The organism is Mesorhizobium sp. YR577, from assembly GCF_900116595.1.
In the GTDB taxonomy this organism is placed as follows: Bacteria; Pseudomonadota; Alphaproteobacteria; order Rhizobiales; family Rhizobiaceae; genus Mesorhizobium_M.
The window spans coordinates 77,780-101,207 of record NZ_FPBI01000014.1 but is presented as its reverse complement, the minus strand read 5'-3'; the positions used below and the strand labels follow the sequence as shown (position 1 = coordinate 101,207).

Annotated in this window: 18 protein-coding genes and 1 pseudogene; 8 read left to right on the top strand and 11 right to left on the bottom strand. The window is 65.0% G+C overall.

Translation table 11 applies throughout. The annotated features are described in order from the left end of the window. Positions 1-135: 135 nt before the first annotated feature. The 5 genes and pseudogenes from BM413_RS20565 to phnG form a co-directional block, all read right to left on the bottom strand. Positions 136-963, bottom strand: a pseudogene (locus BM413_RS20565) (alpha-D-ribose 1-methylphosphonate 5-phosphate C-P-lyase PhnJ); the annotation flags it as partial. Continuing rightward, positions 960-1,379, bottom strand: a complete 420-nt coding sequence (gene fosX, locus BM413_RS20560) for a FosX/FosE/FosI family fosfomycin resistance hydrolase (protein ID WP_091916440.1) — start codon at positions 1,377-1,379, stop codon at positions 960-962. The pseudogene BM413_RS20565 and the gene fosX, both read right to left, overlap by 4 nt. Next, positions 1,376-2,485 carry a carbon-phosphorus lyase complex subunit gene (locus tag BM413_RS20555; protein ID WP_091916439.1) on the bottom strand — a complete coding sequence of 370 codons (1,110 nt, stop codon included), beginning with the start codon at positions 2,483-2,485 and terminating at the stop codon, positions 1,376-1,378. Before BM413_RS20555 ends, fosX begins: the two co-directional genes overlap by 4 nt. A gap of 3 nt (positions 2,486-2,488) precedes the next feature. Then, entirely contained in the window at positions 2,489-3,094 is a 606-nt protein-coding gene (gene phnH, locus BM413_RS20550; protein ID WP_091916433.1) for a phosphonate C-P lyase system protein PhnH, read from the bottom strand. Further along, positions 3,094-3,564, bottom strand: coding sequence for a phosphonate C-P lyase system protein PhnG (gene phnG, locus BM413_RS20545; RefSeq protein WP_091916432.1), 471 nt, complete (start codon positions 3,562-3,564; stop codon positions 3,094-3,096). The genes phnH and phnG overlap by 1 nt, the downstream gene beginning before the upstream one ends. A 105-nt stretch (positions 3,565-3,669) precedes the next feature. Here phnG and phnF point away from each other — a divergent pair, with 105 nt between their 5' ends. After that, positions 3,670-4,416, top strand: coding sequence for a phosphonate metabolism transcriptional regulator PhnF (phnF, locus tag BM413_RS20540; RefSeq protein ID WP_091916431.1), 747 nt, complete (start codon positions 3,670-3,672; stop codon positions 4,414-4,416). 212 nt (positions 4,417-4,628) lie between these two features. On the opposite strand, the gene BM413_RS20535 is transcribed toward phnF, so the two are convergent. The 6 genes from BM413_RS20535 to BM413_RS20510 form a co-directional block, all read right to left on the bottom strand. After that, on the bottom strand, positions 4,629-5,078 hold the full coding sequence (locus tag BM413_RS20535) for a PaaI family thioesterase (protein WP_091916430.1): 450 nt from the start codon (positions 5,076-5,078) through the stop codon (positions 4,629-4,631). Positions 5,079-5,169: 91 nt separating this feature from the next. Further along, positions 5,170-9,768 (bottom strand): translocation/assembly module TamB domain-containing protein, encoded by a 4,599-nt coding sequence (locus tag BM413_RS20530; RefSeq protein ID WP_091916429.1) that lies wholly within the window; start codon positions 9,766-9,768, stop codon positions 5,170-5,172. Then, the gene (locus BM413_RS20525) at positions 9,765-11,624 is read right to left on the bottom strand and encodes an autotransporter assembly complex protein TamA (protein ID WP_091916614.1); all 1,860 of its coding nucleotides are present in this window, start codon (positions 11,622-11,624) and stop codon (positions 9,765-9,767) included. Before BM413_RS20525 ends, BM413_RS20530 begins: the two co-directional genes overlap by 4 nt. 307 nt (positions 11,625-11,931) lie before the next feature. Continuing rightward, the gene (gene sugE / locus BM413_RS20520) at positions 11,932-12,252 is read right to left on the bottom strand and encodes a quaternary ammonium compound efflux SMR transporter SugE (RefSeq protein ID WP_091916428.1); all 321 of its coding nucleotides are present in this window, start codon (positions 12,250-12,252) and stop codon (positions 11,932-11,934) included. Positions 12,253-12,625: 373 nt separating this feature from the next. Continuing rightward, positions 12,626-15,238, bottom strand: coding sequence for an AAA family ATPase (locus tag BM413_RS20515; RefSeq protein WP_091916427.1), 2,613 nt, complete (start codon positions 15,236-15,238; stop codon positions 12,626-12,628). Continuing rightward, positions 15,235-16,356, bottom strand: coding sequence for a metallophosphoesterase family protein (locus tag BM413_RS20510; protein ID WP_091916612.1), 1,122 nt, complete (start codon positions 16,354-16,356; stop codon positions 15,235-15,237). Before BM413_RS20510 ends, BM413_RS20515 begins: the two co-directional genes overlap by 4 nt. Positions 16,357-16,479: 123 nt before the next feature. On the opposite strand from BM413_RS20510, the gene BM413_RS20505 reads away from it, so the two are divergent. From BM413_RS20505 to BM413_RS20475, 7 genes are all read left to right on the top strand, one after another. Continuing rightward, positions 16,480-17,235 (top strand): GntR family transcriptional regulator, encoded by a 756-nt coding sequence (locus BM413_RS20505; RefSeq protein WP_091916426.1) that lies wholly within the window; start codon positions 16,480-16,482, stop codon positions 17,233-17,235. 81 nt (positions 17,236-17,316) lie between these two features. Further along, entirely contained in the window at positions 17,317-18,810 is a 1,494-nt protein-coding gene (locus BM413_RS20500) for an FGGY-family carbohydrate kinase (RefSeq protein WP_091916425.1), read from the top strand. A 71-nt stretch (positions 18,811-18,881) separates the two neighbouring features. Beyond that, complete coding sequence (locus tag BM413_RS20495; protein ID WP_175544377.1) at positions 18,882-19,625, top strand: GntR family transcriptional regulator; 744 nt, start codon at positions 18,882-18,884, stop codon at positions 19,623-19,625. Next, positions 19,622-20,359 (top strand): SIS domain-containing protein, encoded by a 738-nt coding sequence (locus BM413_RS20490; RefSeq protein WP_091916423.1) that lies wholly within the window; start codon positions 19,622-19,624, stop codon positions 20,357-20,359. Before BM413_RS20495 ends, BM413_RS20490 begins: the two co-directional genes overlap by 4 nt. A gap of 47 nt (positions 20,360-20,406) precedes the next feature. Beyond that, positions 20,407-21,696, top strand: a complete 1,290-nt coding sequence (locus BM413_RS20485) for an ABC transporter substrate-binding protein (RefSeq protein WP_244537944.1) — start codon at positions 20,407-20,409, stop codon at positions 21,694-21,696. A 26-nt stretch (positions 21,697-21,722) separates the two neighbouring features. Continuing rightward, positions 21,723-22,595 carry a carbohydrate ABC transporter permease gene (locus BM413_RS20480; protein WP_091916422.1) on the top strand — a complete coding sequence of 291 codons (873 nt, stop codon included), beginning with the start codon at positions 21,723-21,725 and terminating at the stop codon, positions 22,593-22,595. Further along, the gene (locus tag BM413_RS20475) at positions 22,592-23,419 is read left to right on the top strand and encodes a carbohydrate ABC transporter permease (protein ID WP_091916421.1); all 828 of its coding nucleotides are present in this window, start codon (positions 22,592-22,594) and stop codon (positions 23,417-23,419) included. Before BM413_RS20480 ends, BM413_RS20475 begins: the two co-directional genes overlap by 4 nt. The last annotated feature ends 9 nt before the right edge of the window (positions 23,420-23,428 follow it).

Genomic DNA, 23,428 nt, shown 5'->3' with positions numbered 1-23,428 from the left:
AATCGCCGAAGGCGGCTGGTCGGGTGGGGTCTTATCCATAGTCTCGGCGCGGGTTTTCGTAGAGGTCGAGCTCGGCCGCTCGGACCCCACCCCGGCGGCTTCGCCGCCGACCCTCCCCTCAAGGGGGAGGGATTCCCGCCGCTTCTCGCAATGGTCGGTGTCGGAGCAGACGAACATGTGCCCGCCGTGATCGTCGAGGATGACCTCGTCGAGATAGACCTGCTCGGCACCGCAGAGCGCGCAGGGCTGGTCGAAAGTCTGGACCTCGAAGGGATGGTCCTCGAAGTCGAGGCTGACCACTTTGGTGAAGGGCGGAACGGCGTAGATGCGCTTTTCGCGGCCCGCGCCGAAGAGCTGCAAGGCCGGCGACATGTTCATTTTCGGGTTGTCGAATTTCGGCGTCGGCGACGGGTCCATGACATAGCGGCCCTCTACCTTCACCGGATAGGCATAGGTCGTGGCGATGTGGCCGTGGCGTGCGATGTCCTCGTAGAGCTTCACATGCATCAGCCCGTATTCCTCCAGCGCATGCATCTTGCGCGTTTCGGTCTCGCGCGGCTCGAGGAAGCGCAGCGGCTCGGGAATCGGCACCTGATAGACCAGGACCTGCCCGGCATGAAGCGGCGCTTCGGGAATGCGGTGGCGGGTCTGGATGATGGTGGCTTTCTCCGTCTCCGTGGTGACGGCGACGTCGGCGACCTTTTTGAAGAAGGCGCGGATCGAGACGGCATTGGTGGTGTCGTCGGCGCCCTGGTCGATGACCTTCAGGATATCGTCAGGCCCGATGATCGAGGCCGTGACCTGCACGCCGCCGGTGCCCCAGCCATAAGGCATCGGCATTTCGCGGCTGGCGAAAGGCACCTGATAGCCGGGAATGGCGATGCCCTTCAGGATCGCCCGGCGGATCATCCGCTTGGTCTGCTCGTCGAGATAGGCGAAGTTGTAGGTGGCGATGGCGTTCATTGTGCAGGCTCCAGACCTTTCGCATACCGCGCCAAACGCTCGGCCAGCGTGCCGGTGTGCAGCTCGAACAAATGGTTGTCATCATCGTAGAAATAGATCGACCGTCCTTCGCCATCGACGCGAGGACGTGGCGGGCGCATGTCGAGCCCAAGCGCCTTGGCGCGGTCGACATAGCGGTCGAAATCGACCTCATCGATCTTGAAGGCGGTGTGGTTGTAGCTGCGCGAAGGCAACGGCTCGCCCTCCATGATCGCGATCCAGAGATCGCCAATCAGGAAGAATTTTTCGCGAGACAGCGAGAAACGGTCGTCGCCGCTGGCATAGACCTCGCGAGCGTCGAAGACTCCGGCGAGAATCGCCGTCATACGCTCGAGATCACGCACGATGAAGGTGATGTGCGAGAGACCTTCGATCATTCCGCGGCCTCCCGTGTTTCCTGATCGTCGCCGCGCTGGCGCGCTTCGTGCTCGGCGCGCATGCCGCGCACGAGGCCGAGTTCGGCCTGGAAGTCGACATAGTGCGGCAGCTTCAGGTGCTCGACGAAGCCGGTGGCCTGGACGTTGTCGGAATGCGAGATGACGAATTCCTCGTCCTGCGCGGGGGCAACGACATCCTCGCCGAACTCGCGGGCGCGCAGGGCGCGGTCGCATAGCGACATCGCCATGGCCTTGCGTTCGGACTGGCCGAAGACGAGACCGTAGCCGCGCGTGAACTGCGGCGGTACCTTGGCCGAACCCTTGAACTGGTTGACCATCTGGCATTCGGTGACGCGGATGCGTCCGAGCGGCACGGCGAAGGGCAGTTCCGGCACGTCGATTTCGACCTCGACCTCGCCGATGCGGACCTCGCCGACGAAGGGATGGCTGCGGCCATAGCCACGCTGGGTGGAATAGGCGAGCGCCAGCAAAAAGCCCTCGTCGCCGCGCGACAGCGCCTGGAGGCGCAGGTCGCGCTCCAGCGGAAACTCCACCGGCTCGCGGGTGAGATCGCCGGTGACGTGGTCTTCCGGCAGTTCGCCGTCGCTTTCGATCAGCCCTTCATGGGCGAGGATTTCCGAGACACGCGGCATTCGGCCAGCTTCGGCCTCGCGCTGTTCGGGTTCGGCCACCGGCGCACCGGCGGCGATTTCGGGATCGAGCAGGCGATGCGTGTAATCAAAGGTCGGGCCGAGAAGCTGGCCGCCGGGCAGGTCCTTGTAGGTCGCGGAAATGCGGCGCTCGACCTGCATGGCGGCGGTGTCGATCGGGAGCGTGTAGCCAAAGCGCGGCAGAGTGGTGCGATAGGCGCGAACGAGGAAGATCGCCTCGATCATGTCGCCGCGCGCCTGTGCGAGGGCGAGTGCGGCCAGTTCGCGGTCATAGAGCGAGCCTTCGGCCATGACGCGATCGACACCCAGCGCCAGCTGCTCGACGATCTGGTCGAGGCGCAAGGCGGGCACGGAGCGGTCGCCGCGCCGACGGTCGGAGAGCAGTTGGTGTGCGTTGGAAATGGCGGCATCACCGCCCTTTACGGCCACATACATCGGTCAGGCCTCCATGGTCTTGATACGCGTGGTGCGCGGCAGGCAGGCGATGCCTTCGGGTGCTGCCAGAATGACATCGACGCCGCGCGGAAAGCGGGCGCGGTTCTGCTTCCACTGTTCGACGAAATGGCGTGGCAGCGGGGTGGGCGCGAGCATCGCAGCCTTCTCAATGCCGGGGCCTTCGAGCAGCAGGTTTTCGCCCGCAGACAGGCTCTCCACCTGCAGGATCAGCGTGGTCGAGCGGTCAGGATATTCCTGCGTGCCTTGCGCGAAATTCTCGAGCGCTATCAGCTCGGCCGGGCTGGAGACGAGCGCGAAATGCGCGTCCGCCGGCGTGTGCGCGAGCGGCGCGCCGCTGTGAAAGCTAAGCCAGTGCTTTGCGGCGGCAGAGGCCTGCAAGGCAGGATCGAGCCAGAGCGGCGTGTCGTTGTCGCAGAAGGTCAGTGCGACAGCACCCGCGACCGGCGACAGCGGTGCCGGCGGCACGGTCAGGCCGTCGCAGGGCTGGATGGTGCCCGGACGCGCCATGGCGTCCATGACGGCGCGAAACACCGCCTGCGCATCGAATACTGGATCGGCGAAACCGCCGTCGATTGCCTGCGTTTCCATCAATCCTCTCCGCGTACCATGGTGAAGAAATCGACCTTCGTCGCCGCCGTCTCGGCGCGACGCGTCTCGTCGGCAGCAAGCTGTTCCGCGCGCAGCGGCTCGATGATGCTGGCCTCGATCTCGGCGCGGCGCGATGCGTCCTGCCAGAGCGCATCGGCGATGGCCGAGAGAAGCGCCTTTTCCTTGTCGCGGCCGAGCGCATAGGCATGGCCGACCGCCCCACCCTCGACCCGCACCGTGGCGCGGGTGACGGTCGCCTCGCCGAAATTGAACGGCGCACCACCTCCGCCGATGCGGCCGCGCACGGTGACGAGGCCAGTTTCGGGGCCTCGAAGTTTCTGCGCATCACGCGGCAAGCCGGCCTCAGCCCACAACGCCTTGAGCCTGTCTCCGGGTGCATGGGAGAGTGCGGCCATTGCCGCCTTGCGGCCCGCCGCCTCTTCCCTTTCCTGCCGTCTGTCTGTTTTCATTATCCGGTCCGCCGTTGCAAAATTTGTCTATTGCTCTATACAATCATACAAATTATACTCCCTTTCTAATGCCTGTCTATGACGGTGCGATGACGGGGTGAAAAAATGGGCTCGGAAGACAGTCAACTCAGTATGGAGCGGCGCAGCGGGGTCGCGCTGTGGCGGCAGGTCGCCGACCGCATCCGGCATGGCATCGGCGGCGGCACGCTCGGTGACGGGCAAAAATTGCCGCCGGAAATCTGGCTGTCCGAGCACTTTGGCGTGAACCGGCACACGGTGCGCGCGGCCATCGCAGCGCTCGTGCAGGAAGGCGTGCTGCGGGCCGAACAGGGCCGCGGCACCTTCATCGAAAGCCGCAAGCGGCTCGCCTATCCGATCTCGGCACGCACGCGCTTTTCTACAGGCATGCAGCATCAGACGCGCGACCGGCGCGGCATACTTCTGGGCCATCAACAGGAAGAAGCCAGTGCGCGTGTGGCGGAAGCGCTGGCGCTTGAACCAGGCGCGCCGGTGCTGCGGCTGGAAACGGTGAGTGAAGCGGACGGACGGCGCGTGGGGCGTGCGACGGGCTGGTTCGATGCCGTGCGCTTTCCCGGTTTCGAGAAAGCCTATGCCGAGACGGGCTCGATCACCTCATCCTTCGCGCGCTATGGCGTGAATGACTATCTGCGCCGCTCGACACTGGTATCGGCGCGCCATGCCGATACCGACGATCTGGAAAACCTGAAGCTCTCGCCCGGCGCGATCGTACTGGTGGCGATTGCGATCAATGATGATCTTGAGGGGCGGCCGATCCAGTTTGCCGAGACGCGCTTTGCGGCGGATCTGGTGGAGTTGACGGTGGAGAGTTGAGGAGAGAATAAGTTTTTACTCCTCTCGTCGTGGGACGAATAAAAGCTTCCCCTCTCCGTCTCGGCTTCGCCGATCCACCTCTCCCCGCAAGCGGGGCGAGGAACCTTGATTCTGCGAGGTCGCGCCGTTTCAGGACTTGGGTTCCTCGCCCCCGTAAAGCGGGGGAGAGGTGGCGCGCGAAGCGTGACGGAGAGGGGGAACTCTCGCCGCCGCTACCGCTCCATCACGATCAGCGTAGACGTCGCACTCGCATAGAGCTTGCCGTCGCGGTCCACCAGCTTGGCCTCGGAAAACCCGGCGCGGCGGCCGAAGGAAAGCACGCGGCCTTCGGCGCGCAGCAGGCCGGTGTCCTTAGTGATCGCCTTGTGATAGGCGACCTTCAGTTCCAGCGTCGAATAGGCCTGGGTGGCACTGAGTTTCGAGTGGACGGCGCAGCCGCAGGCCGAATCGAGCAGCGTGGCGGCGTAGCCGCCATGGACCATGCCGATGGGGTTGTAGACCGACAGGCTGGGCGTGCCTTCGAAGACGGCAAAGCCGTCGTCGACCTGGACCAGCCGGAAATCCAGCGTTTCGGCTATGGGCGGACGCCCGCCCGAAGCGATCAGCGCCCGAAGCTGTTCGAGCCCGGTCAGGCCGGGGCCCATTTCGGCGGCAAGATTCATGATGGATGACTCCGGCTGATGGAAAAGAATTACCTGTCACTCGGTTTGTTGAGATTCAGCTCAGGACCTGAATAACGACAAACCGTGCGGGTCAGTAATCCTTTTCATAGAATACGCCAAGGCTGGAATCGCCGCCGGTGCCAACCGCGCCGCGCGCCTTGAGGTCCTTGGTGATGTCGAGGTTGATCGTGCCCTTGGTCGAGCCTTCGGCACCAGCCTCGACGCCGAGATAGATGTTGTCCTGGATGTAGCGGCCGGCACGCACGGCGGCATTGCCTTCGCTGTCGGTGACGACGTCGAGATCGTCGAGGCCGGTCGCGCCGCGCAGGCTGCCGATCAGCGAATTGTTCGAGCCGCCGGCGAGTTCGGCAGCGGCAGCGGCAAGCTGGGCGATCTGGAAGGCCGACAATTCGCTGATGCCGCGATTGAAGATGAGGCGCGCCAGCACTTCGTCCTGCGGCAGCTCCGGCTGCGAAGAGAATTTGACGTCGATGTCGGAAGCGCGGCCGCTGACGGTGATGAAGACGGTGATGTCGGAGCCTTGCGAGCGGGCGACGAAATTCAGGAACGGGTCAAGGTCGCCGACAAGCGTCACCGAACCTTCGTCGAAGGTGATGCGCTGACCGAGGATGCCGAGGCGGCCACGGATGAGATCGAAGCCGCCGACCGGCTGGATGTTGGAGACCGGGCCGGTGAGGCGCAAGGAGCCGCCAAGCTCGGCATCCAGCCCACGCCCGCGCACAAAGATGCGGTTGGGTGCGTTGACGCTGATGTCCAACCGCACGACGCTTGGCCGGCTGGTTGGCGTCGGTGTGCCGTCATTGGCACGCGCGCGCTTCAGCGTCTCGGCAACGGCCTTCGATGGGTGGATGTGCTTGACGTCAAGGGCTGCCGCGCCGCCGGCGAAGCTCTCCGGCACGGTGATTTCGGCGCGCTCGACATTGATCGTGCCGGACAGAAGCGGATCGCGCGTCAGCGGGCCGGTGAAGGCCAGAGCACCGCTGACGGTGGCAACGACGAGGTTGCCGTCAGCATAGCGGGCCTGGTTGAGCGTCACGCGGATATCGGCCGGGAAGTTTGCCGCCGCATTGAGCGAGACCGTGCCAGTCGCGCCGATGGAGCCACCGGCGGCGAGGTTGGCGGAGACGTTGCGCAGCGTGACGCGGTCGCCGTCGATCGTGCCCATGACGGCGATCGAGCGCAGGCGCGTGTTGCTTTCAGGATCGACGAACTCCGCGCCCTGGGTGGAGAACATGCCGCGGATCGCCGGCTGCTTGAGGTTGCCGGAAACGGTGGCGTTGACCTGCAGCGTGCCGCCGGCCTGCGCGCCGCGATCGGCGAGGAAGCGGTTGGCAAGCGCGAGCGGCGCTTCGCCCCGGACCGAGAGATCAAGGCCGTTGCCGGACACGGGCAAGCGGCCGCTGGCCGAAACCGTCAGGCCCTGCGGTCCGTTGACGGTCGCGGATGACAGCGTGAGAACCTTGTCGCCAAAGCTGCCGGATGCGTTGATTTCCAGCGGCGCGGCACCGGCCGAATCGAGGGCTGCGGCGCGTACGCCCGCCCCGCGCAGGTTGAAGGATGCGGCGGGGTTGGCGAGCTGGCCGGTGACCTTGGCCGTGCCGGAGATATTGCCGCCAAGATTCTGGCCGGGGGCGGCTGCGTTCAGGACAGCCAGCGGGAAGGATTCCAGCCCGATGTCGAGCGCCATCGCGCCCTTGTCGAGCGGCACCACGCCGTTGGCCGTGGCGCGCAGGCCCTCCGGGCTGGTGACCGCGGCCTTGAGGTTCAGGCGATTGGCGCTCGAGGTGCCGTCGGCATCGAGATTGATCGAGTTGAGGCCAGCCTGACGCAGTGCTGCGGCAGCGATGGAGCGGCCCTGGACGTTGAACTTCACGTCCGGGCTGGCGCGCGTGCCGCCGATATTGGCGGTGCCGTTGACCGTGCCGGCCAGCGCCAAATCCGGCTTGATGGCATTGGCGATGGCGAGCGGCAGATTGGCGATGTTGACGGCGACGTCGAGCTTGTCAGCGATCTCGCCGCGCGCAGTGACGCGGCCACCGCCGACATCGAGCGCGACATTATCGATGGTGATGGTCTGCCCGCGCATCTGGATCGCCGCCGGCTGGGTCAGGCGGGCAGCGAGGTTGCCTTGCGTCACGTCAGCATTCTGGAGCGCCAGGCGGTAGCCGCCCTCGATGGGCGTGAGCGCACCGCCGGTGGAGACCTTGGCACCGTTGTCCAGCGCTGCGTCGGCCTTGAAATTGGTGGTCTGGCCCTGCTGCTGGGCGGTGGCCTGCAAGGTGGTGACATTGATGCCCCCGGCGGAAAGCTTGGCTGCGGTGAGCGAACCATCGGCAATCGGCACGTTGAACAGGTCAGCCACCTTGGCATTGAGATCGGCCTTGCCGAGCTTGACCGTGTCGACGGCAAGGTCGGCCACGTCGGCGCGAACGGTGGCGTTCTGCTTGCCTTCCGAATGGCTGAGCGCGATGTCGGCGTTGACCGCGCCGGTGGCTTCCTTGAGCAGGAGCGCGGCAGCGGTGGAAACATCGGGGGCGGCCAGCGTCAGTTTGCCGTCGAGCAGACCGGCCTTGTCCTGCGTCACGTCGCCGGTGATGCGCGCACCGCCGGCGGTGAATTTGAGATCGCCGAGGCGCTTCTCGTTTTCCGTGACGGCGACTGCCGAGGCCAGTTCTATGCGCACGCCATCGAGGAAGGCGTCGCCCATGACCTGGCCATTGAGGTCGCTGTTCTGCAGCGTGCCTTCGAAGCCGAGCACGGCGTTCTTGAGGTTCTTGCCGGCCAGCGCGCCGGTGGGAACCTCGGCGCCGAAGGTGAGGCCAATGAGGCCGTCGGAACCGTTCGCCCTGCCCTTTGCGGTCAGGCGTCCGGAGGCTTTTTCCGAAACCAGCGCTAGGTCGCTCAGCGCGAGGTCGAAGTTGAAATCGGCGGTTCCCGTGGCGAAACGGCCATCGGCCGTCATGCTGACCTGATCGTTGAAGATGCGGAACTGGCGCGCCACCAGCCCGGTCTCGCCGCGCGCGACGCCACCGGTCAGGCGCGTCTGGCCTTGCAACAGATTGTCGGCCGGCGGGCTGTCGATGCCGAGGCCGTCGGCGTTGCCGTCGAGCGTGAGGTCGAAGCCGCCGCTAATCGGCGTGACCGTGCCCTTGGCGGTAAGATCAATCGCGCCCGAAAGCTGCCGCCCCGCAAGGCCGGAGAACGGCGCCAGCGCATTGGCCTTGAGGCCGATATCGCCCTTGAAGACATAGTCGGCGATGTCGCCGGCGAGCGACAACGCAAACCCGTTGGCCGCGACCTCAGCCTTGGCGAGCTTGACCGGCGCGCCGGCGGTCCATTCGCCGCCAACATCGAGCTTGATCTCCTTGCCCAGCGCCTCGGTCACGTCCGCGCGCTTGGCCTCGATGCCGGAAACGCCGCCATTGGCCGCGAAAGTGAGATGGCGCTGCGCCGGATTGGACAGGTTCTGCGCCAGGCCGGACAGCAGGATATCGACCGATTTCGACGAGAAGGTTTCGGTGGCGAGATCGTCGACCTTGATGGCGCCTGACCATTGATCGCTGCCGCTGTCGCCAAAGGCGAGCTTCACATTGGCGCGCTGCACCGTGTTCTGGCCGGGGATCGGCAGCAGCACCTTTTCGGTGGTGCCGTTGTCGATATTGGCGTCCAGCGTCAGCCGCTGCAGGAAGTTGTCGGCAGTCGTCTCGGCGGCAGCCTTCACCTTCAGGGCAGCGCTCTCCAGATCGAGGTTTTCGAGCAGGACGCCGCCGGCGTCGCGGACGAGGCCCGAGGTCTGGAGCGTCGTGTTGGCACCGAAGAAATCGCGGAAGCGCGGCGAGATCAGCCGGGCGATCGGCCCTTCGAGATCGGCGGTGAAGGCCAGGCCTTCGCTCTGCCGGCGCAGCTCTGTCTTGCCGGTCAGCACGCGCTGCTGGTCGGCGTCGAGCGTCAGGTCGAGATCGAGGTCGGAAAGCGGCCCCTTGCCCAGCAGGGCCAGCGCCATCGGCGGACGGCCCTCGACGCCGAGCAGATTGGCGACGATGCCGTTGGCCGGCTCGTTGAGCTTCAGGTCGAGATTGAGAATCTGGTCGGCATTGGCGTAGGTCGCCGTCAGCGCCAGCTGGCCACCGGGACCGTCGAGGCGGGTGACGTTCAGCGCAGTGTCAAGCGAGCCGCCAGCCAGTTGCAGGCGCCCGGTGATGCCCATTTCGGAGGCGAGGCCGAACAGGTCCTGGCCGAAAACGACATGCGGCACTTCGAGCTCGCCGAGCGAAACGGAGACCGGCAGTTCCGGAATCTGGAAGCTGCCCGCTTCGGGCGCCGGCGCACTCTCGTCCGGCAAGGGTTTGCGCGTGACATCGATGCGGTCGGCGGCAAGCCGGTCGATCGACAGGCGGCCAAGCAGGAGTGCCGAGCGCGTCCAGACGATGCGGGCATTGGTGATCTTCAGCCAGACGCCCTGGCGGTCGGCGATGGTGATCTCGCCGATCGTCGCATCAGAGGAAAGCACGCCCTGGATGTTGTTGATGCGGATCTGGCGGTTCGGCGTGGAGAGCTTGTCTTCGAGCAGTCCGACCAGATAGGAGCGGTCGGCCTGTTCCGAATCCTGCGCGACGGCAACCGTAAGCGCGGTGAAGAAAAGGGCGATGGCCAGAAATATCCGGGTCAAAACGCTTGTCCTATTCCAACATAGAAGGCGACGCTCGGATCGCCATCGTGGCGATTGAGCGGCACCGCCGCATCAAGCCTGATCGGACCGAGGCCAGTCAGGTAGCGCAGGCCGACGCCGGTGCCGACGCGCAGATCCTCCTGGAATTTCGGGAAGGAATCGGCGCCGACATAGCCGGCATCGACAAAGCCGACGATGCCGATCGAGCTGGTGACGCGGGCGCGCAGCTCGGCCGAACCCTCGATCAGCGAGCGTCCGCCGATGACATTGCCGTCTGGCAGGTTGACGCCGATGTTGCGATAGGCGTAGCCGCGAACCGAGCCGCCGCCACCGGCAAAGAACAGCTTGTCCGGCGCGGTTTCCGAAATCGGCGAACCGACGAGGCTGCCGATCTTGATGCGGCCGGCGGCCACGATGCGGTTGTCCTCGCCGAAGCCGTAATAGGCGCGGCCTTCGGCTGTGAAGCGAAGAGCGCCGTTGCCGTATTTGATCTCGTAGAAGGGCTCGAGATTGGTCTCGAAGTAATAGCCTTCGGTGGCATCGGTCTTGTTGTTGCGGCTGTCATAGATCAGGCCGCCAATAAGGCCGACACTGGCGAAATCGCGCCGACCGAAGACATCGTCGTCGAAGCGCGAGACGCCACCGGTCGCTGCGATCCGGCCGGAAAGCTCGTCGGTGAAGATATGGGTGAAGCCAACCTCTGCATTGATCGAAGTGCGGGTGTAGGGCTCCAGCACTTCACGGTCGCCGATGAGCGAGGCGACGAAATCGGTATCGGGCGTATAGACGCCCGGCTTGGTGAAGGTGGCGCCGAGGCGATAGGTGAAGTCGCCCGGATCGAGCGTTGCGCCCATGCCGGCAACCTTGGCCTCCAGACGCAGGCGCTCGGCCTTGCCGAACAGGTTGCGGTGCAGCCAGTAGGCCTCGATGCCGGCGCCGTCGACGGTGGAATAGCTGCCGCCGACGCCGAAACGGCGCGGCAGGCGCTCCTGCACGATGAGGCTGATGGGCAGCAGCCCATCATTGCCGATTTCATCGCCTTCCTGGAAGCGCATGGCACGAAACACGTCGAGCCGGCCAAGCCGCTTGCTGGCGCGGTCGAGATCGTCGGGATCATATTCCTGCCCCTGCTCCAGGCCGGTCATCCAGGCGAGGAATTTCGGGTCGATGCGCTCGGTGCCCTGCACCTCGACGGGAGCGTAATAGGCCTTGCGGCCGGGATCGACGGTCAGCGTCGCATCGACGATATCGCGGTCGTGTGCTGCCTCGACGCGACGGTCGGCGATCTTCGCCTTGGCATGGCCCTGCTGGCGCCAGGCTTCGACGGCAAGCCGTTCCGACTGGAGGATGACGCCGGACTTTGCGATCTGCCCGGGCACGAAACCTTCATCCTCGGGCTGCTTGACTTCATCCTTGCGCATGACCGGCGGCGGCGCGCGATTGATGATGGCGGTTTCGCCGAACATGAAGGTCGGGCCAGGGTCAACGCTGACACTGATGGCGACCGGATCGGGCAAGGTCGCATCCGGCGGCAAATCCGCCGCCTCGCGCCCGTCGACCTTGATGCTGATGGTGCCGCCATAGCGGCCTTCGCTGTAGAGTGCTGCCAGCAGGCGGCGATAATCGCCGCGCGCCTTGGCGAGCAGGCCGGAGACGCCGGAGGCCGGCTTCTCACGGTCTTTCCAGAGGCCGGATGTGCCCTTCAGCTTGGTCTGGATGTCTTCGTTGTCGCCGGAGACGGCGAAATCCACGGAATAATGCTGCGGCTCGCCGATGACGTCCTCGGACTCATCGACCTTCTTGCTGCCCCACAATTTGATGCCGAACAGCTCGAAAGCCTGCGCCGGCGTGGCCATGCCGGTGGCGAGGCTGATGCCGATAAGCAGGCAAAGGCCCCGCGAAGTCCTGGAAAACACAACTCTCACTCAAGCTCCTAGACGCGGTCGAATAGGCCACACGCACCAACATCAGCGCGCCTCGAAAAGCTCTCCGCCCCCTAGAGAATGTTACCATTGTAAGGGAATGTATTGGGGGAAGAAACCCTTGGCCGAACCGAGAACCTCTCCTCAAAGGCAATTTTGGGCCGGCATGTGGCCCAAAATAGACACCAAAGGTTGCAGCTTTACGAACTGCTTCCTTAACGTTTCGCACCCAACCCCGGCATCAATGGCCAGAGGTGAGCTTGAGCCCTGCCAGACCGGCAACGATCAGACAGACGCTGAGGATGCGGTAGAAGGTCGCCGGCTCGCCGAAATAGATCAGGCCGACGATGAAGGCGCCAACCGCACCGACGCCGGTCCAGATGGCGTAGGCTGTGCCGAGCGGCAGCGTTTTCATGGCCAGCGCGAGCAGCCACAGGCTGGCCAGCATGGCGACGCCGGTGATGATCGACGGGGTGAGTTTGGTAAAGCCTTCCGACTGTTTCATGGTCGAAGCCCAGACAACCTCGAGCAGCCCCGCGAAGAAAAGATAGACCCAAGCCATGATGATTTTCCTTGAATTTCGACGCCTGCAAGACTGGCATCGTTCAGTTACAGAATGAAACGTGGAGTACAAAAAGAATCGCTGAGCCGCTGCTTGACCACCAAAGAGTTTTGACGGGATCGGCTGCGATATGTCGAGCCAGACGGCGCGGAAGAGCAGGCCAGCGACAGGCACGCTCCAGGCGTGGCGGCGATTGGCCGGATGCTTGAAAAGGATAGTGGGTGTCACACGCCATCACTTCGGTTCTCCGAAACAATGGGGCCGTCCCCGGATGATTTTTTGAAAAGCGCAGGTCGTCCTGCAAGGCCTTTATATGGGACCACGGCTCCGAAGGCCAAGAGACAAAACGTCGCCACCCCTAAGGACGGGAAGTCTACATCCGCCGGATCGGCGCGCCGAGCTGCAGGAAGTCGCGTTCGCGGCAGGTGAGGATCAGTATCTGCTGGTTGGCTGCCGCCTTGTGCAGGATGAGGTGCATGCGTTCCAGCCGCGCCTCGTCGGTGTTGACCAGCGCGTCGTCCAGCACGATGCAGGATTCCTGGCCGGCCTCGCGCAGGATATCGGCGAGCGCGATGCGGGTGATGACGGCGATCTGCTCGCGTGCGCCGACGCTCAGGCCGACGAACGGCTCGGCAACGCCGTTGCGCACGACCTGATCGATCTCGAACGTCTCGTCATGCAGCACGATGTTGCTGTCGGCCTCGATCAACCGGAGATAAGGCGCGGAACGTTCGCGCACCGGGGCCAGCCAGAGGTCCCGCATCTCGCGCTGCGCCTGCGACAGCGTGTTGAACAGAAGCTTGGCCGCCTCGGCTTCCAGCGTCATGGTCTTCAGGCGGGTTTCGCCAAGTGAGACCTGACCTTCCAACTGAGCAAGCTGCTCGCCAAGCCCGTCCTTGCCGAGCGCGCGCAAGGCCGCCTCGATTTCGCGCTTCTCGATGTCGAGCGCGGTGATGTCCCTGCGGATCATCGTCTCGGCCTGTTCGGCCTGCCGCAAGGCGAGCTGCTTTGCTTCGGGATCGGCATTGGCGAGTGCTGCACTTGCGGCCTGACGTTCCTGATCGGCGGTCTGAAAAGCCTGCTGCTCGGCTGCGAGTTCATCTTCCAGCACCTGGTCGCCGGTGACCTGCCGTGCCGCAGACAATTCCTCGAGGCGTTTCCCGTAGCGCAGGCCGGCGGCCGAGGAGCGCTCGTCGAGCACTGCCAGCTCGCGCCGAGCGGTCTCGGCGACTGCGCGCCGCGCCCTCGCCTCGCTTTCCAGAACTGCAAGCCGGCCGCGTATTTCGTGGCTCTCGCGCTGCGCGGCCTCAAGATCGCCGGGCTCGGAGCTGTCGGCAGCCTCGCCCGCACTCACCAGGACGGCATTGCGCGCCAGTTGCTGTTTCAACGCCTCGATGCCGCCGGGAGCGACGGCAGCAACCGTCCTGCCAAGATTAGCGGCTTCCGCGCGGGCGTTTTCCTGAAGGCGAAGCGCATTGCGCGCAGCAGCCAGTTCGGCAAAGCCCAGCCTCTGCAACGCCTGCTGGAATGCCTTTTCGGCGGTCTCCGCGGCACGCAGCAAGTCTTCCGTGCCGCCGCGGGGATGAATGCCGATCTCGCCATAGCCTTCAAGGACAAGCTTCGCGTCGCGCGACACAACGAGTTCGCCGGATGCAACCAGCCTGCCGTCGAGACGCGCCGACTGCGAAGCATCGGGGTGAAGCGTGATGCGGACGCCGGCGGCCTCGAGCCTGACGCGTGCCTGATACAGATCCCGCTCGAGACTTTCCAGCGTGGCAATGTCGCTCGCGGTCAAGCGGGTCGCGTCCGCAATTGCCGTCGCTTTTCGCCGGGCCGCGTCGGCATCCTCGGCAAGCTTCAACTGGCTGGTTAGACGTTCGACCGCTTCGGTGGCCTGACGCCGCGCGATCGCCTGTTCCATGCGGCGCACGCGACCGGCCGCCTCCTGTTCGGCCCTGGCGGCTTCGTTCAAACACGCGGCTGTCTTGCCGGCGATCGCATCGAGCCGGGCAAGTTCGGCGCTGGTGTCGTTGCGCGCAGCACTGGCTGCGTCCATCTCCGACTTGTCGGCAGCCAGATCGGCGGCCAGCCTGCGCCGTGCCATGTTGCGGGACATGGCAGCGTCCAGCCTCAGCCGTGCCCGTTCCACACCGCCCACGGCAGCCTGATGCTTTTCCTCCAGCCGGGCGACGCCGGCTGCGGCCGTGCGGGCAGCGACAGCTTTCTGGATCGCCTGGTTGAGCGTGTCGTCGCGCGTGTGACGGGCAAGGATATTTTGCACCCCGGCGAGCCGCGAAACCTGGGCATCGTGCTCGGCCATCTGCTTTTGCAGCGTGGCCAACTGTTCGCGATCGGCTTCAAGCTGTGTGGCAAGCGCGCGGAACTCGCCGCGCGGGTTGTCGCGCTTGTCCCAGAAGCCAGACTTTCGTTCCTCGGCGGCGGCCAGCAGCGCGCGTCCGCGCTCGCCGCCGGTCACCTGCCCGACTTCGCTTTCCAGCGCCAAAGCGAGATGGTTACGCCCGCTGCCGACGCCAAGCGCGCGGTGCGAGGTGCCCTGCTCGACCCAGAGCAGGCCGAACACGCCGTGATGCTCCTGCGGCTTCGATCCACCTGAACCGGGCGGCGTGAAGCCGAACATTTCGGCCAGCTTTTCCTCGACGGCGTCGCCCGTATAGCGCTCGCCGTTGCCGGAAAGTTCAGCCTCCGGGCGCTGGCAGAAGGCCTTGCGCAACTGCCACGGTGCATCGTCCCTTTCGAAGTCGAGACGGATTTCCGGCCGGACCGACTGGTTGTAGGGCTGCATCGCCGCGGCTGCGGCACCGCCGACGCGGTGGCGCTCGAACAGCACGGCGCGCAGGGCGGCGAGCAAGGTGGATTTGCCGGCCTCGTTGTCGCCGACGACGACGTTGAGGCCGTCGCCGAGATCATCGATGACGACATGGCCGAGCTTGCGGAAATCCGTAACCTCGATGCGGCGCAGCTTCATGTACCGCTCATATGGTCGACATACATCATGCGCAGTGCGACGCGCGCGGCGGCATTCGACGGGTCGGCCGGATCGCCGGCCTTGGCCTTCAGCCGGTCGACGGCCAGCCGCACGAAACCGGACGAATCCAGCGCGTCGAGATCGTCTTCGGTCGGCTCCTCGAACAGGCCGGAATCATCGATATCGAGATGGTGGAACCGGTGCTGCCAGGACGACAGCTCGGTGCCGAGGCGGTAGCGTTCCGCCAGGCTGACGCCGCCGCGCAAGGTGAGCGAGACGACGCGGCGCGCGGCTTCGCTTTCGATCGAAGACAACGCCTCGAGCGCAGCCTGACAGGTGCCGTCGAGCAATTGGGCCTCGAGCTGGTGCCATTGATAGTGGCCGACCGGCACCACCTCGACGCGCTCCGGCGCAGCGGCACCGTCGAGATCGACGATGTGAACCAGACCAGAGCTGTTGGCGCGGTGGCGATCGGTTTCGGGCGTGCCGGAATACCAGGTTTTGGGCGCGATCTTCAGCGAGCCGTGCCAGTCGCCGAGCGCCAGATAGGCGAGCCCGGCGGCCTGCGCGCGGGTTTCCGGAATCTCGTTGCTGGCTTCAGCAGCCCCCGGCAGCCGGTTGGCGACGCTGCCATGCGCAAGGCCAACGCGGATGGCGCCTTCGGGTGTCGCGGCGGTGTCAAACCATTCGGTCTGGTCGAGCGATTCGCGCCGGCGCGACAGTGGTCCGGGCAGGATGACGGCGCGGCCGTCCCAGCCCTCAATCGCCTCCGCCTTGTCGGCGATGGTGATGTTGGACTCCAGCCCCATCTGGCGCATGCGGCTCCAGACGCTGTGGGCAAGTGCCGCGTCATGGTTGCCAGGCAGGAAGATCCAGCGGCCGGAAAAGGGTTTCAGCGCATCCAGCGTGCGTAGGATGGTGCGGTCCTGCACCTCGTTGCTGTCGAAGGCATCGCCGGCGACCAGCACGGCATCGACGCCGCGTGTAGCGGCAAGCCGGGCGATAGTGCCGATGGTGGCGATGCGCTGGGTGCGCAGCTCCGCGCCGGCATCGCCCGGAACGTTGCCGAAGGGCTTGCCGATCTGCCAGTCCGCTGTGTGAAGGAATCTGAACGCCATGTGCGTCCCTCGATAGCGGTCCTTGCGCAGGCTGTGCAAGAGGCGTCTCAGGCCATCACCAGCCCATTGCGGCGGCGATCAGATTGGTATTATGTTGGTATTACTCTGGTATTATGGTGCAACGTGGCGCTTCCCGACATTTTTTCTGCCGACAAACTGAACCGGGACGATCCGGCGCCTGCCTATCGACGCCTGCAGACGCTGGTTGCCGAGGCAATCGCGGCGGGCGAGCTGAAGCCGGGTGCAGCACTGCCATCCGAGCGCGAGCTAGCCGTCCAGCTCGGCATTTCCCGGGTCACCGTGCGCAAGGCGATCGTCGGGCTGGTCGAGGACGGGCTGATCGTCCAGCGCCATGGCAGCGGCAACTATGTCGCCGGTGGACCGGAGCGGCTGGTGCAGAGCCTGAGCCAGCTCTACTCCTTCACCGAGGACATGAAGTCGCGCGGCAGGGAGGCGGGAACGCGCTGGCTGTCGCGCGAACGCGCATCGGCCAGTGCGGAAGAAGCCGACCTGCTCGGCATCCCTGCCGGTGAGCCGGTCATTCGCCTGCGCCGCCTGCGGCTGGCCGATGGTGAACCGATCGCGGTGGAATGGTCGCTGACGCCGGCCAGCGTGCTTGCCAACCCGGAAGATGTCGGCGCTTCGCTCTACGAGACGTTCCGGGCGCGCGGCTACAAGCCGGCGCGGGCCGTGCAGCATTTCACCGCTATCAATGTCGATGCCGAGACGGCGAAGCTGCTTCAGGTTCCCATTGGATCGGCGGCACTCGACATCCACAGAATCACGCGGCTGGAAGACGGCCGCATCGTTGAATCCAGCCGTTCGATCTTTCGTGGCGACGCCTACGATTTCGTCGCGGAACTGGGCATCGGAGCATAGAATGCGTTTTTCGGACCTCACCGCGCCCGGCGTCTTCGTCGGACCTCTCCCGGCTTTGCGTTGCGCCTATGGAGCCTGCGCATGAGCCGCTATTTCCTCGGCATCGACGCCGGCTCGTCCGTCACCAAGGCCGCCATATTCGACGATGCCGGCACGCAGCTTGGCTCGGGCGCGCACCGCATTCGTCTGCAACGACCGCATCCAAGCTGGTCGGAGATCGATCCGGCTTCGGGATGGGAGGCGGCGACCGTGGCGGTCAAGGCGGCGCTGAAGGACGCGGGCGTCACCGGCGCGGATATCGCAGCCGTTGGCCTGTCGGCGGCGATGGTCGGGGCATGGCTGGTGGATGAGGCCGGCAATGCGCTGCGCCCGGGCATCATCTGGGAAGACAGCCGCGCGCAGGATTGGATGGAACGGCGCACGGTGGAAGTCCCGGACTTTTATCAGCGCATCTTCCAGTCGGACGGCTGCGTGGTGCAGCAGGGCTGCACGCTGCCGCTGATGGCATGGCTGAAGGAGAATGAGCCGAAGGTGCTGGACCGCGCGGCGCATGTCTTCAGCTACAAGGACTTTCTGCGGCTGAAGCTGACCGGAAAGGTTGCCGCCGACCGCACCGAGGCGGCGGTCGCCCCCGGCAGCGCGCGCGACCGGGACCGCAGCGCCGAGATGCTCGAGCTATTCCAGGTTTCAGACCTCGCGAACAAACTGCCCCCGGTGGCCGATTCCGAAACTGTCGGCGGCTTCGTCACCGCTGAAGCGGCCGCGGCAACGGGTTTGGCAGAGGGTACACCGGTGGCCATCGGCGCGGGCGATGTGCCGGCGACCGTTACCGGCGCCAGTGCGCTGGAGGCCGGCATGGCCATGGCCGTGCTCGGCACGACCTGCATGGTCGGCGTGGTTTCGGACCATCCCGTCTTCACCCCGCCCGATCTCGGCCTGCTATTCACGCTGCCGGGCGAGACCTGGTACCGCGCCATGGTCAATGTCGCCGGCACGCTTAATCTCGACTGGGCAGTCGAAACGCTGCTGCCCGATTTGGCGAAGGAGCCAGACCTTTATGCCCGGATGGAGGCGATGATCGCGCCCATTCCCATCGGCAGCGAAGGCGTAGTCTATCTCCCCTATCTCAGCGAAAGCGGCATCATCGCGCCGGTGGTGAACCGCGAGGCGCGCGCCGGCTTCCACGGCCTTTCGCCCCGGCATGGCCGCCCGCATATGATCCGCGCGGTCTATGAGGGCGTGGCGCTGGCGTTGCGCGACCTGTTCCAGGATCTGGAGGGTACCGGCCACGAAATCCTGCTGACCGGCGGCGGCGCGCGCAGCCCGATGTGGACGCAGATGATCGCCGATTGCCTCGGCACGACCGTGCTTGTGCCGGCCGGCACCGAGTTCGGCGCGCGGGGTGCGGCCCTGCTTGCCGCCACCGCCATCGGGCGCTTTTCATCGATCCGCGAGGCCTCGGTCTCGACGCGTGAAATCCAGCGCCGGCATGAACCCGACGCTTCCGTCAAACCTGCATGGGACAGCGCTTTCATCGCCTATCGCGCCCGTCGCGACGCAGCATTGGGGAAATAGGCGGCAAAGGGCTTTACAGGGCGCGTTTGAGTGGTGCATACCACTCAAACCAATGGAATATACCGGTGCCCATGACGTCTATAGCCGCCGACCAGCAACCGCTCTACCAGCGCATCGCGAATGACTTCGCGGCGCAGATCGCATCCGGCACGCTGAAGGTCGGCGAAAGGCTGCCTTCGGAACGGCAGATGGCCGAGGAGCTTGGCTACAGCCGCATGACGGCGCGGCAGGCACTGAAGGTTCTGGAGCGGCGCGGGTTGGTCGAGACCCGCATGGGGCGCGGCGCATTCGTTGCCCATCCGCAGATCGAACAGCAGCTTTCGACGCTGAGCGGCTTCACCGAAGACATGCAGCGCGGCGGCCGTGTCGCCTCTTCCATCGTGCTGGACGCCGGCGTGGGTGCGGCCGACCTTGAAGCGGCAAACGCCCTTGGCATTGCCGAGCATGCGCCAGTGCACCGGCTGGTGCGCGTGCGCCTTGCCGACGCCGAGCCGGTCGGGCTCGAGCGCACCGAAATCCCGGCAGCCCTTGCGCCCAAACTGCTCGACCGTGCCGACTTCACCACCGACTCGCTCTACCGCGTGCTGCGCGAGGACTACGGCATCTATCCGAGCGAGGCCGAGCAGAGGCTGTGGTCTGCGCATCCCGATGCCTCGAGTGCGGCCGCTCTCGGCATACCGATGCAGAGCTCGGTCCTTATCCTCACCCGCCGCACGCTCGACGCCACGCGACGCCCGATCGAATATGTCCGCTCGGTCTATCGCGGCGACTGTTTCGTGATGCGGGTCAACCTGACACTCGGAAAAGACGCATGACCAATACCCCGCACGCCGCCGCCTATCTCGCCGACCTGACCGCGCGCACCGGACGGCTGATCGAGGAGAATGCCGGTTCGATCGCGGCTGCGGCAGATGCGGTCGAGCGCACCGCCAAGGCCGACGGGCTGGTCTATATCTTCGGCACCGGCCACAGCCACACCATGGCTGAGGAGGCGCATTACCGCGCCGGCGGGCTGGCGCTGACCGTGCCGATCCTGTCGTCCACGACGATGGTGCATGAGGGTGCTGTTGCCGGCACCGTCTTCGAGCGCATGTCCGGCATCATCGCGCCGATCTTCGAGCGCTATCCCATGGGTCCGAACGACGTGCTGATCGTCGTCTCCAACAGCGGCGTCAACACAGCGACCGTGGAAGCCGCCCAACTCGGCAAGGCGAAGGGCGCGACCGTGATCGCCATCACCTCCGAAATCTATTCGAGGCAGGCCGCCAATGGCCGCACGCGGCTGGCCGACGTCGCCGACATCGTGCTCGACAATGGAGCACCTCCCGGCGACGCAACCATGAGCGTGCCAGGCAGCGAATTGCGTGTCGGGCCGATCTCGACCTCGATCGGGGCGGCGCTGATGAACGCGGTGTTCGTGGAAGCTGCCGTGCGGCTGCAATCCAGCGGCATCAACGCGCCGATATATCTCAGCGCCAACATGCCGGGCGCCAAGGAGGCCAACGAGGCGCTGATCGCCCGCTACAGGCCGCGCAATCCACATCTTTGAGGAAATTCCGCGGACTCAAGGGGAGCCGCGAATTAATGGGAGACTACATGATGAAACTGACGAGACTTCTGACACTTGCCGGCTTTGCCGCGACGCTTCTGACCGGCACCGCCTATGCCGCGCCGGTCGACCTGACGCTGTGGCACATGGAGCAGCCGCCGCACCGCGTGCAGCGCATGAAGGAACTACTAGACGAATTCAACGCCGCCCATCCCGACATCCAGGTCAAGCAGGAGCCGCAGAGCTGGGGCGAAGTCTACGCCAAGGCACCCGCCGCTTTCGCTGCCGGAAATGGCCCGGACCTGCTCTTCACCATTCCCGATTTCACCACGGTTCTGAAGGGCATCGACGCGGTCGTGCCGGTCGACGACCTGGTCAAGGATCTCGACGCCAAGCACGGCTTCATCGAAGCGACGCTGGCACCCTACAAGTATGACGATCACGTCTGGGCCGTGCCAGCCTACAACATGGCGATCTCGCTGTGGTACCGCAACAGCGTGCTGAAGGCTGCCGGCGTCGAAGTGCCGAAGACCTGGAGCGAGTGGCAGGCCGCCGCCGAGAAGCTCAGCACCGACGGCAAATACGGCATCGGCCTTCCCGCCAACAAGCAGCTCTATACCGACCAGACCGTCTACAGCGTCATGGTCAACAGTGGCGCTGCCGACATCTACAAGGACGACGGCTCGATCGACTTCGACAAGCCGGCAACCGTCAACGCCTACGACTTCTACAGCAAGCTCGCCAAGCTTTCGCCGGCCGACAACGGCTCGTGGACCTGGGGTGAGGCCGAGGCCTGCTTTGCCAGCAACACCTGCGGCATGATCCTGCAGTTCGGCGTCATCAACACCTATGACACGCAGGCCGAAGGCGATGCCACCGATCTTGGCGTCGCACCTGTCCCGCATGCCGACGACCAGAGCGAATCGGCGACGATCTCCTACTCCAACGCCATCATGCTGACGACCAAGGACGAGGCCAAGCAGGCCGCCGCCAAGGTCTTCCTGGCCTGGCTGCTGGAGCCGGCTAACTATGGCCGCTTCCTGACCATGGAGCCGGGCCTGTTCCTGCCGGTGACCGATGACGGCGCCAAGGCGGACTCGTTCTGGAACGACAAGACCGTGACCAAGTACAAGTCACAGGTCGAGACGATGATTTCGAACTCGCATGCCGGTAAGCTGTTCGGCTTCACCACCGGCAAGGTGTTCCCGTCGATCGGCGCCATCTCGGCGCAGAACGTGATCGCCGAGACGCTGCAGCATATCGTGGTGGACGGGCAGACCGCAGCTGACGCCGTCAAGGGCGGCCAGGCACGTATGTCCGAAATCGCCAAGAAGTAAGAGACCTTAGGGCGGGAACAGACACGATGAAGAACACGACGCTGGCCTTCCTGTTCGTGTCGCCTGCCCTGCTGTTCCTGCTGGCCGTTCTCGGCTGGCCGCTGGTTCAGGCCGTCATCCTGAGTTTTCAGGATGTCGGCGTGATCGGCTCGCAAGGCCATTATGTCGGCCTTGCCAATTATACCGCGATCCTCGGCGGCGCCGGGTTCTGGCGCGCGCTGGGGCGCAGTGTCGTCTGGGTTCTGGGCAACGCCGTGGTGCAGACGGCACTTGCGCTGGCGACCGCGCTGATCCTCAACCAGAAATTCCCCGGCGTGCGTATCGCCCGCACCTGGGTCATCCTGAGCTGGATCGTGCCGACTGTGGTCGTCGTCATCATCTGGCGCTGGCTGCTCTCGTCGTCCGGCGGCATGATCAACCCGCTGCTTATTCAAGCGGGCGTCATCGAGCGCCCGGTCGGCTTCTTCGCCACGCGCGAAAGCGCCATGACGACGCTGATCCTGATCAATTCCTGGCGCTGGTTTCCCTTCACCGCACTGATGATGCTGGCCGGGCTGACGCGCATCCCGAGCGATCTCTACGAGGCCGCGCGCATCGACGGTGCAGGCACCTTCCAGCGCTTCAAGCGCATCACCTGGCCGCTGCTGCAGCCGACGCTGCTGGTACTCGGCGTGGTCGGCACGCTCTTGTCCTTCAACGTCTTCGACGTGATCTGGCTGCTGACGGCGGGCGGACCGGCGGGCGCCACGCAGACGCTGCCGGTGCTGATTTACGAGACCGCCTTCAAGGGCTATCGGCTGAGCGAGGCAGCAACCGTCTCGGTGCTGACCAGCATCCTGCTGATGGGCTTTGCCTTCCTCGCCACGCGCGCCATGACCGCGCAGGAGGCCGCCCGATGAAACGCACATTCGGACAGGCGCTGTCGCTCTATGGCGGGCTTTTGCTGATCGGGATTTTGATCTGCATGCCGTTCTGGTGGGTCATTACCGGCTCGATCAAATTGCCACGCGAGATCATCCAGCGCGTGCCGACGATGATCCCGGAGAGCTTTACGCTGCAGCATTTCGAGAAGCTGCTGCAGGCGTCGGACTTCCCGGTCTATCTCATCAACAGCCTCATCGTCGCCTCGTTCTCGACGGCGTTCACGGTGCTGCTGGCTCTGCCAGCGGCCTATGCCTTTTTCCGCATGGAATTTCCCGGCCGCAATGCGCTCTACCGCACGATCCTGCTCGCCTATGCCTTCCCCGGCGTCGTCGTGCTGATCCCACTTTACGGCCTGTTCGCCAAGGTCGGGCTGATCGACAGCCCGGTGGCGCTGGTCATCGTCAATGTCGCCTTCGCCCTGCCCTTCTCGATCTGGATGATGCGCTCCTTCCTTGCCACCATCCCGCGCGAGATCGAGGAAGCAGCAGTGGTCGACGGTGCGCCGACGACCACCATTCTCGTGCGCATCCTGATGCCGCTGATCGCGCCCGGCATCGCCAGCGTGGCGATCTTTGCCTTCATCTCGTCGTGGACCGAATATCTGTTCGCCTCGGTGCTGATCGTGTCGGACGCGCGGCGTACCATTCCCGTCGGCTTTGCCGGCATCATCGGCCAGTATCAGATCGACTGGGGCCTGCTGCTTGCCGGCGCCACAGCCGCGATCATTCCGGTCGTCGCCCTCTTCGCCCTTGTCGGCCGCTGGTTCGTTTCCGGCCTGACCGACGGCGCGGTCAAATAGTTTGAAGGT

Coding starts and splice junctions, on each gene's coding strand:
- fosX (WP_091916440.1), bottom strand. CDS start 1,379: ATGATCGAAGGTCTCTCGCACATCACCTTCATCGTGCGTGATCTCGAG.
- BM413_RS20555 (WP_091916439.1), bottom strand. CDS start 2,485: ATGTATGTGGCCGTAAAGGGCGGTGATGCCGCCATTTCCAACGCACAC.
- phnH (WP_091916433.1), bottom strand. CDS start 3,094: ATGGAAACGCAGGCAATCGACGGCGGTTTCGCCGATCCAGTATTCGAT.
- phnG (WP_091916432.1), bottom strand. CDS start 3,564: ATGAAAACAGACAGACGGCAGGAAAGGGAAGAGGCGGCGGGCCGCAAG.
- phnF (WP_091916431.1), top strand. CDS start 3,670: ATGGGCTCGGAAGACAGTCAACTCAGTATGGAGCGGCGCAGCGGGGTC.
- BM413_RS20535 (WP_091916430.1), bottom strand. CDS start 5,078: ATGAATCTTGCCGCCGAAATGGGCCCCGGCCTGACCGGGCTCGAACAG.
- BM413_RS20525 (WP_091916614.1), bottom strand. CDS start 11,624: ATGGCCACGCCGGCGCAGGCTTTCGAGCTGTTCGGCATCAAATTGTGG.
- sugE (WP_091916428.1), bottom strand. CDS start 12,252: ATGGCTTGGGTCTATCTTTTCTTCGCGGGGCTGCTCGAGGTTGTCTGG.
- BM413_RS20515 (WP_091916427.1), bottom strand. CDS start 15,238: ATGAAGCTGCGCCGCATCGAGGTTACGGATTTCCGCAAGCTCGGCCAT.
- BM413_RS20510 (WP_091916612.1), bottom strand. CDS start 16,356: ATGGCGTTCAGATTCCTTCACACAGCGGACTGGCAGATCGGCAAGCCC.
- BM413_RS20500 (WP_091916425.1), top strand. CDS start 17,317: ATGAGCCGCTATTTCCTCGGCATCGACGCCGGCTCGTCCGTCACCAAG.
- BM413_RS20495 (WP_175544377.1), top strand. CDS start 18,882: ATGACGTCTATAGCCGCCGACCAGCAACCGCTCTACCAGCGCATCGCG.
- BM413_RS20490 (WP_091916423.1), top strand. CDS start 19,622: ATGACCAATACCCCGCACGCCGCCGCCTATCTCGCCGACCTGACCGCG.
- BM413_RS20485 (WP_244537944.1), top strand. CDS start 20,407: ATGATGAAACTGACGAGACTTCTGACACTTGCCGGCTTTGCCGCGACG.
- BM413_RS20480 (WP_091916422.1), top strand. CDS start 21,723: ATGAAGAACACGACGCTGGCCTTCCTGTTCGTGTCGCCTGCCCTGCTG.
- BM413_RS20475 (WP_091916421.1), top strand. CDS start 22,592: ATGAAACGCACATTCGGACAGGCGCTGTCGCTCTATGGCGGGCTTTTG.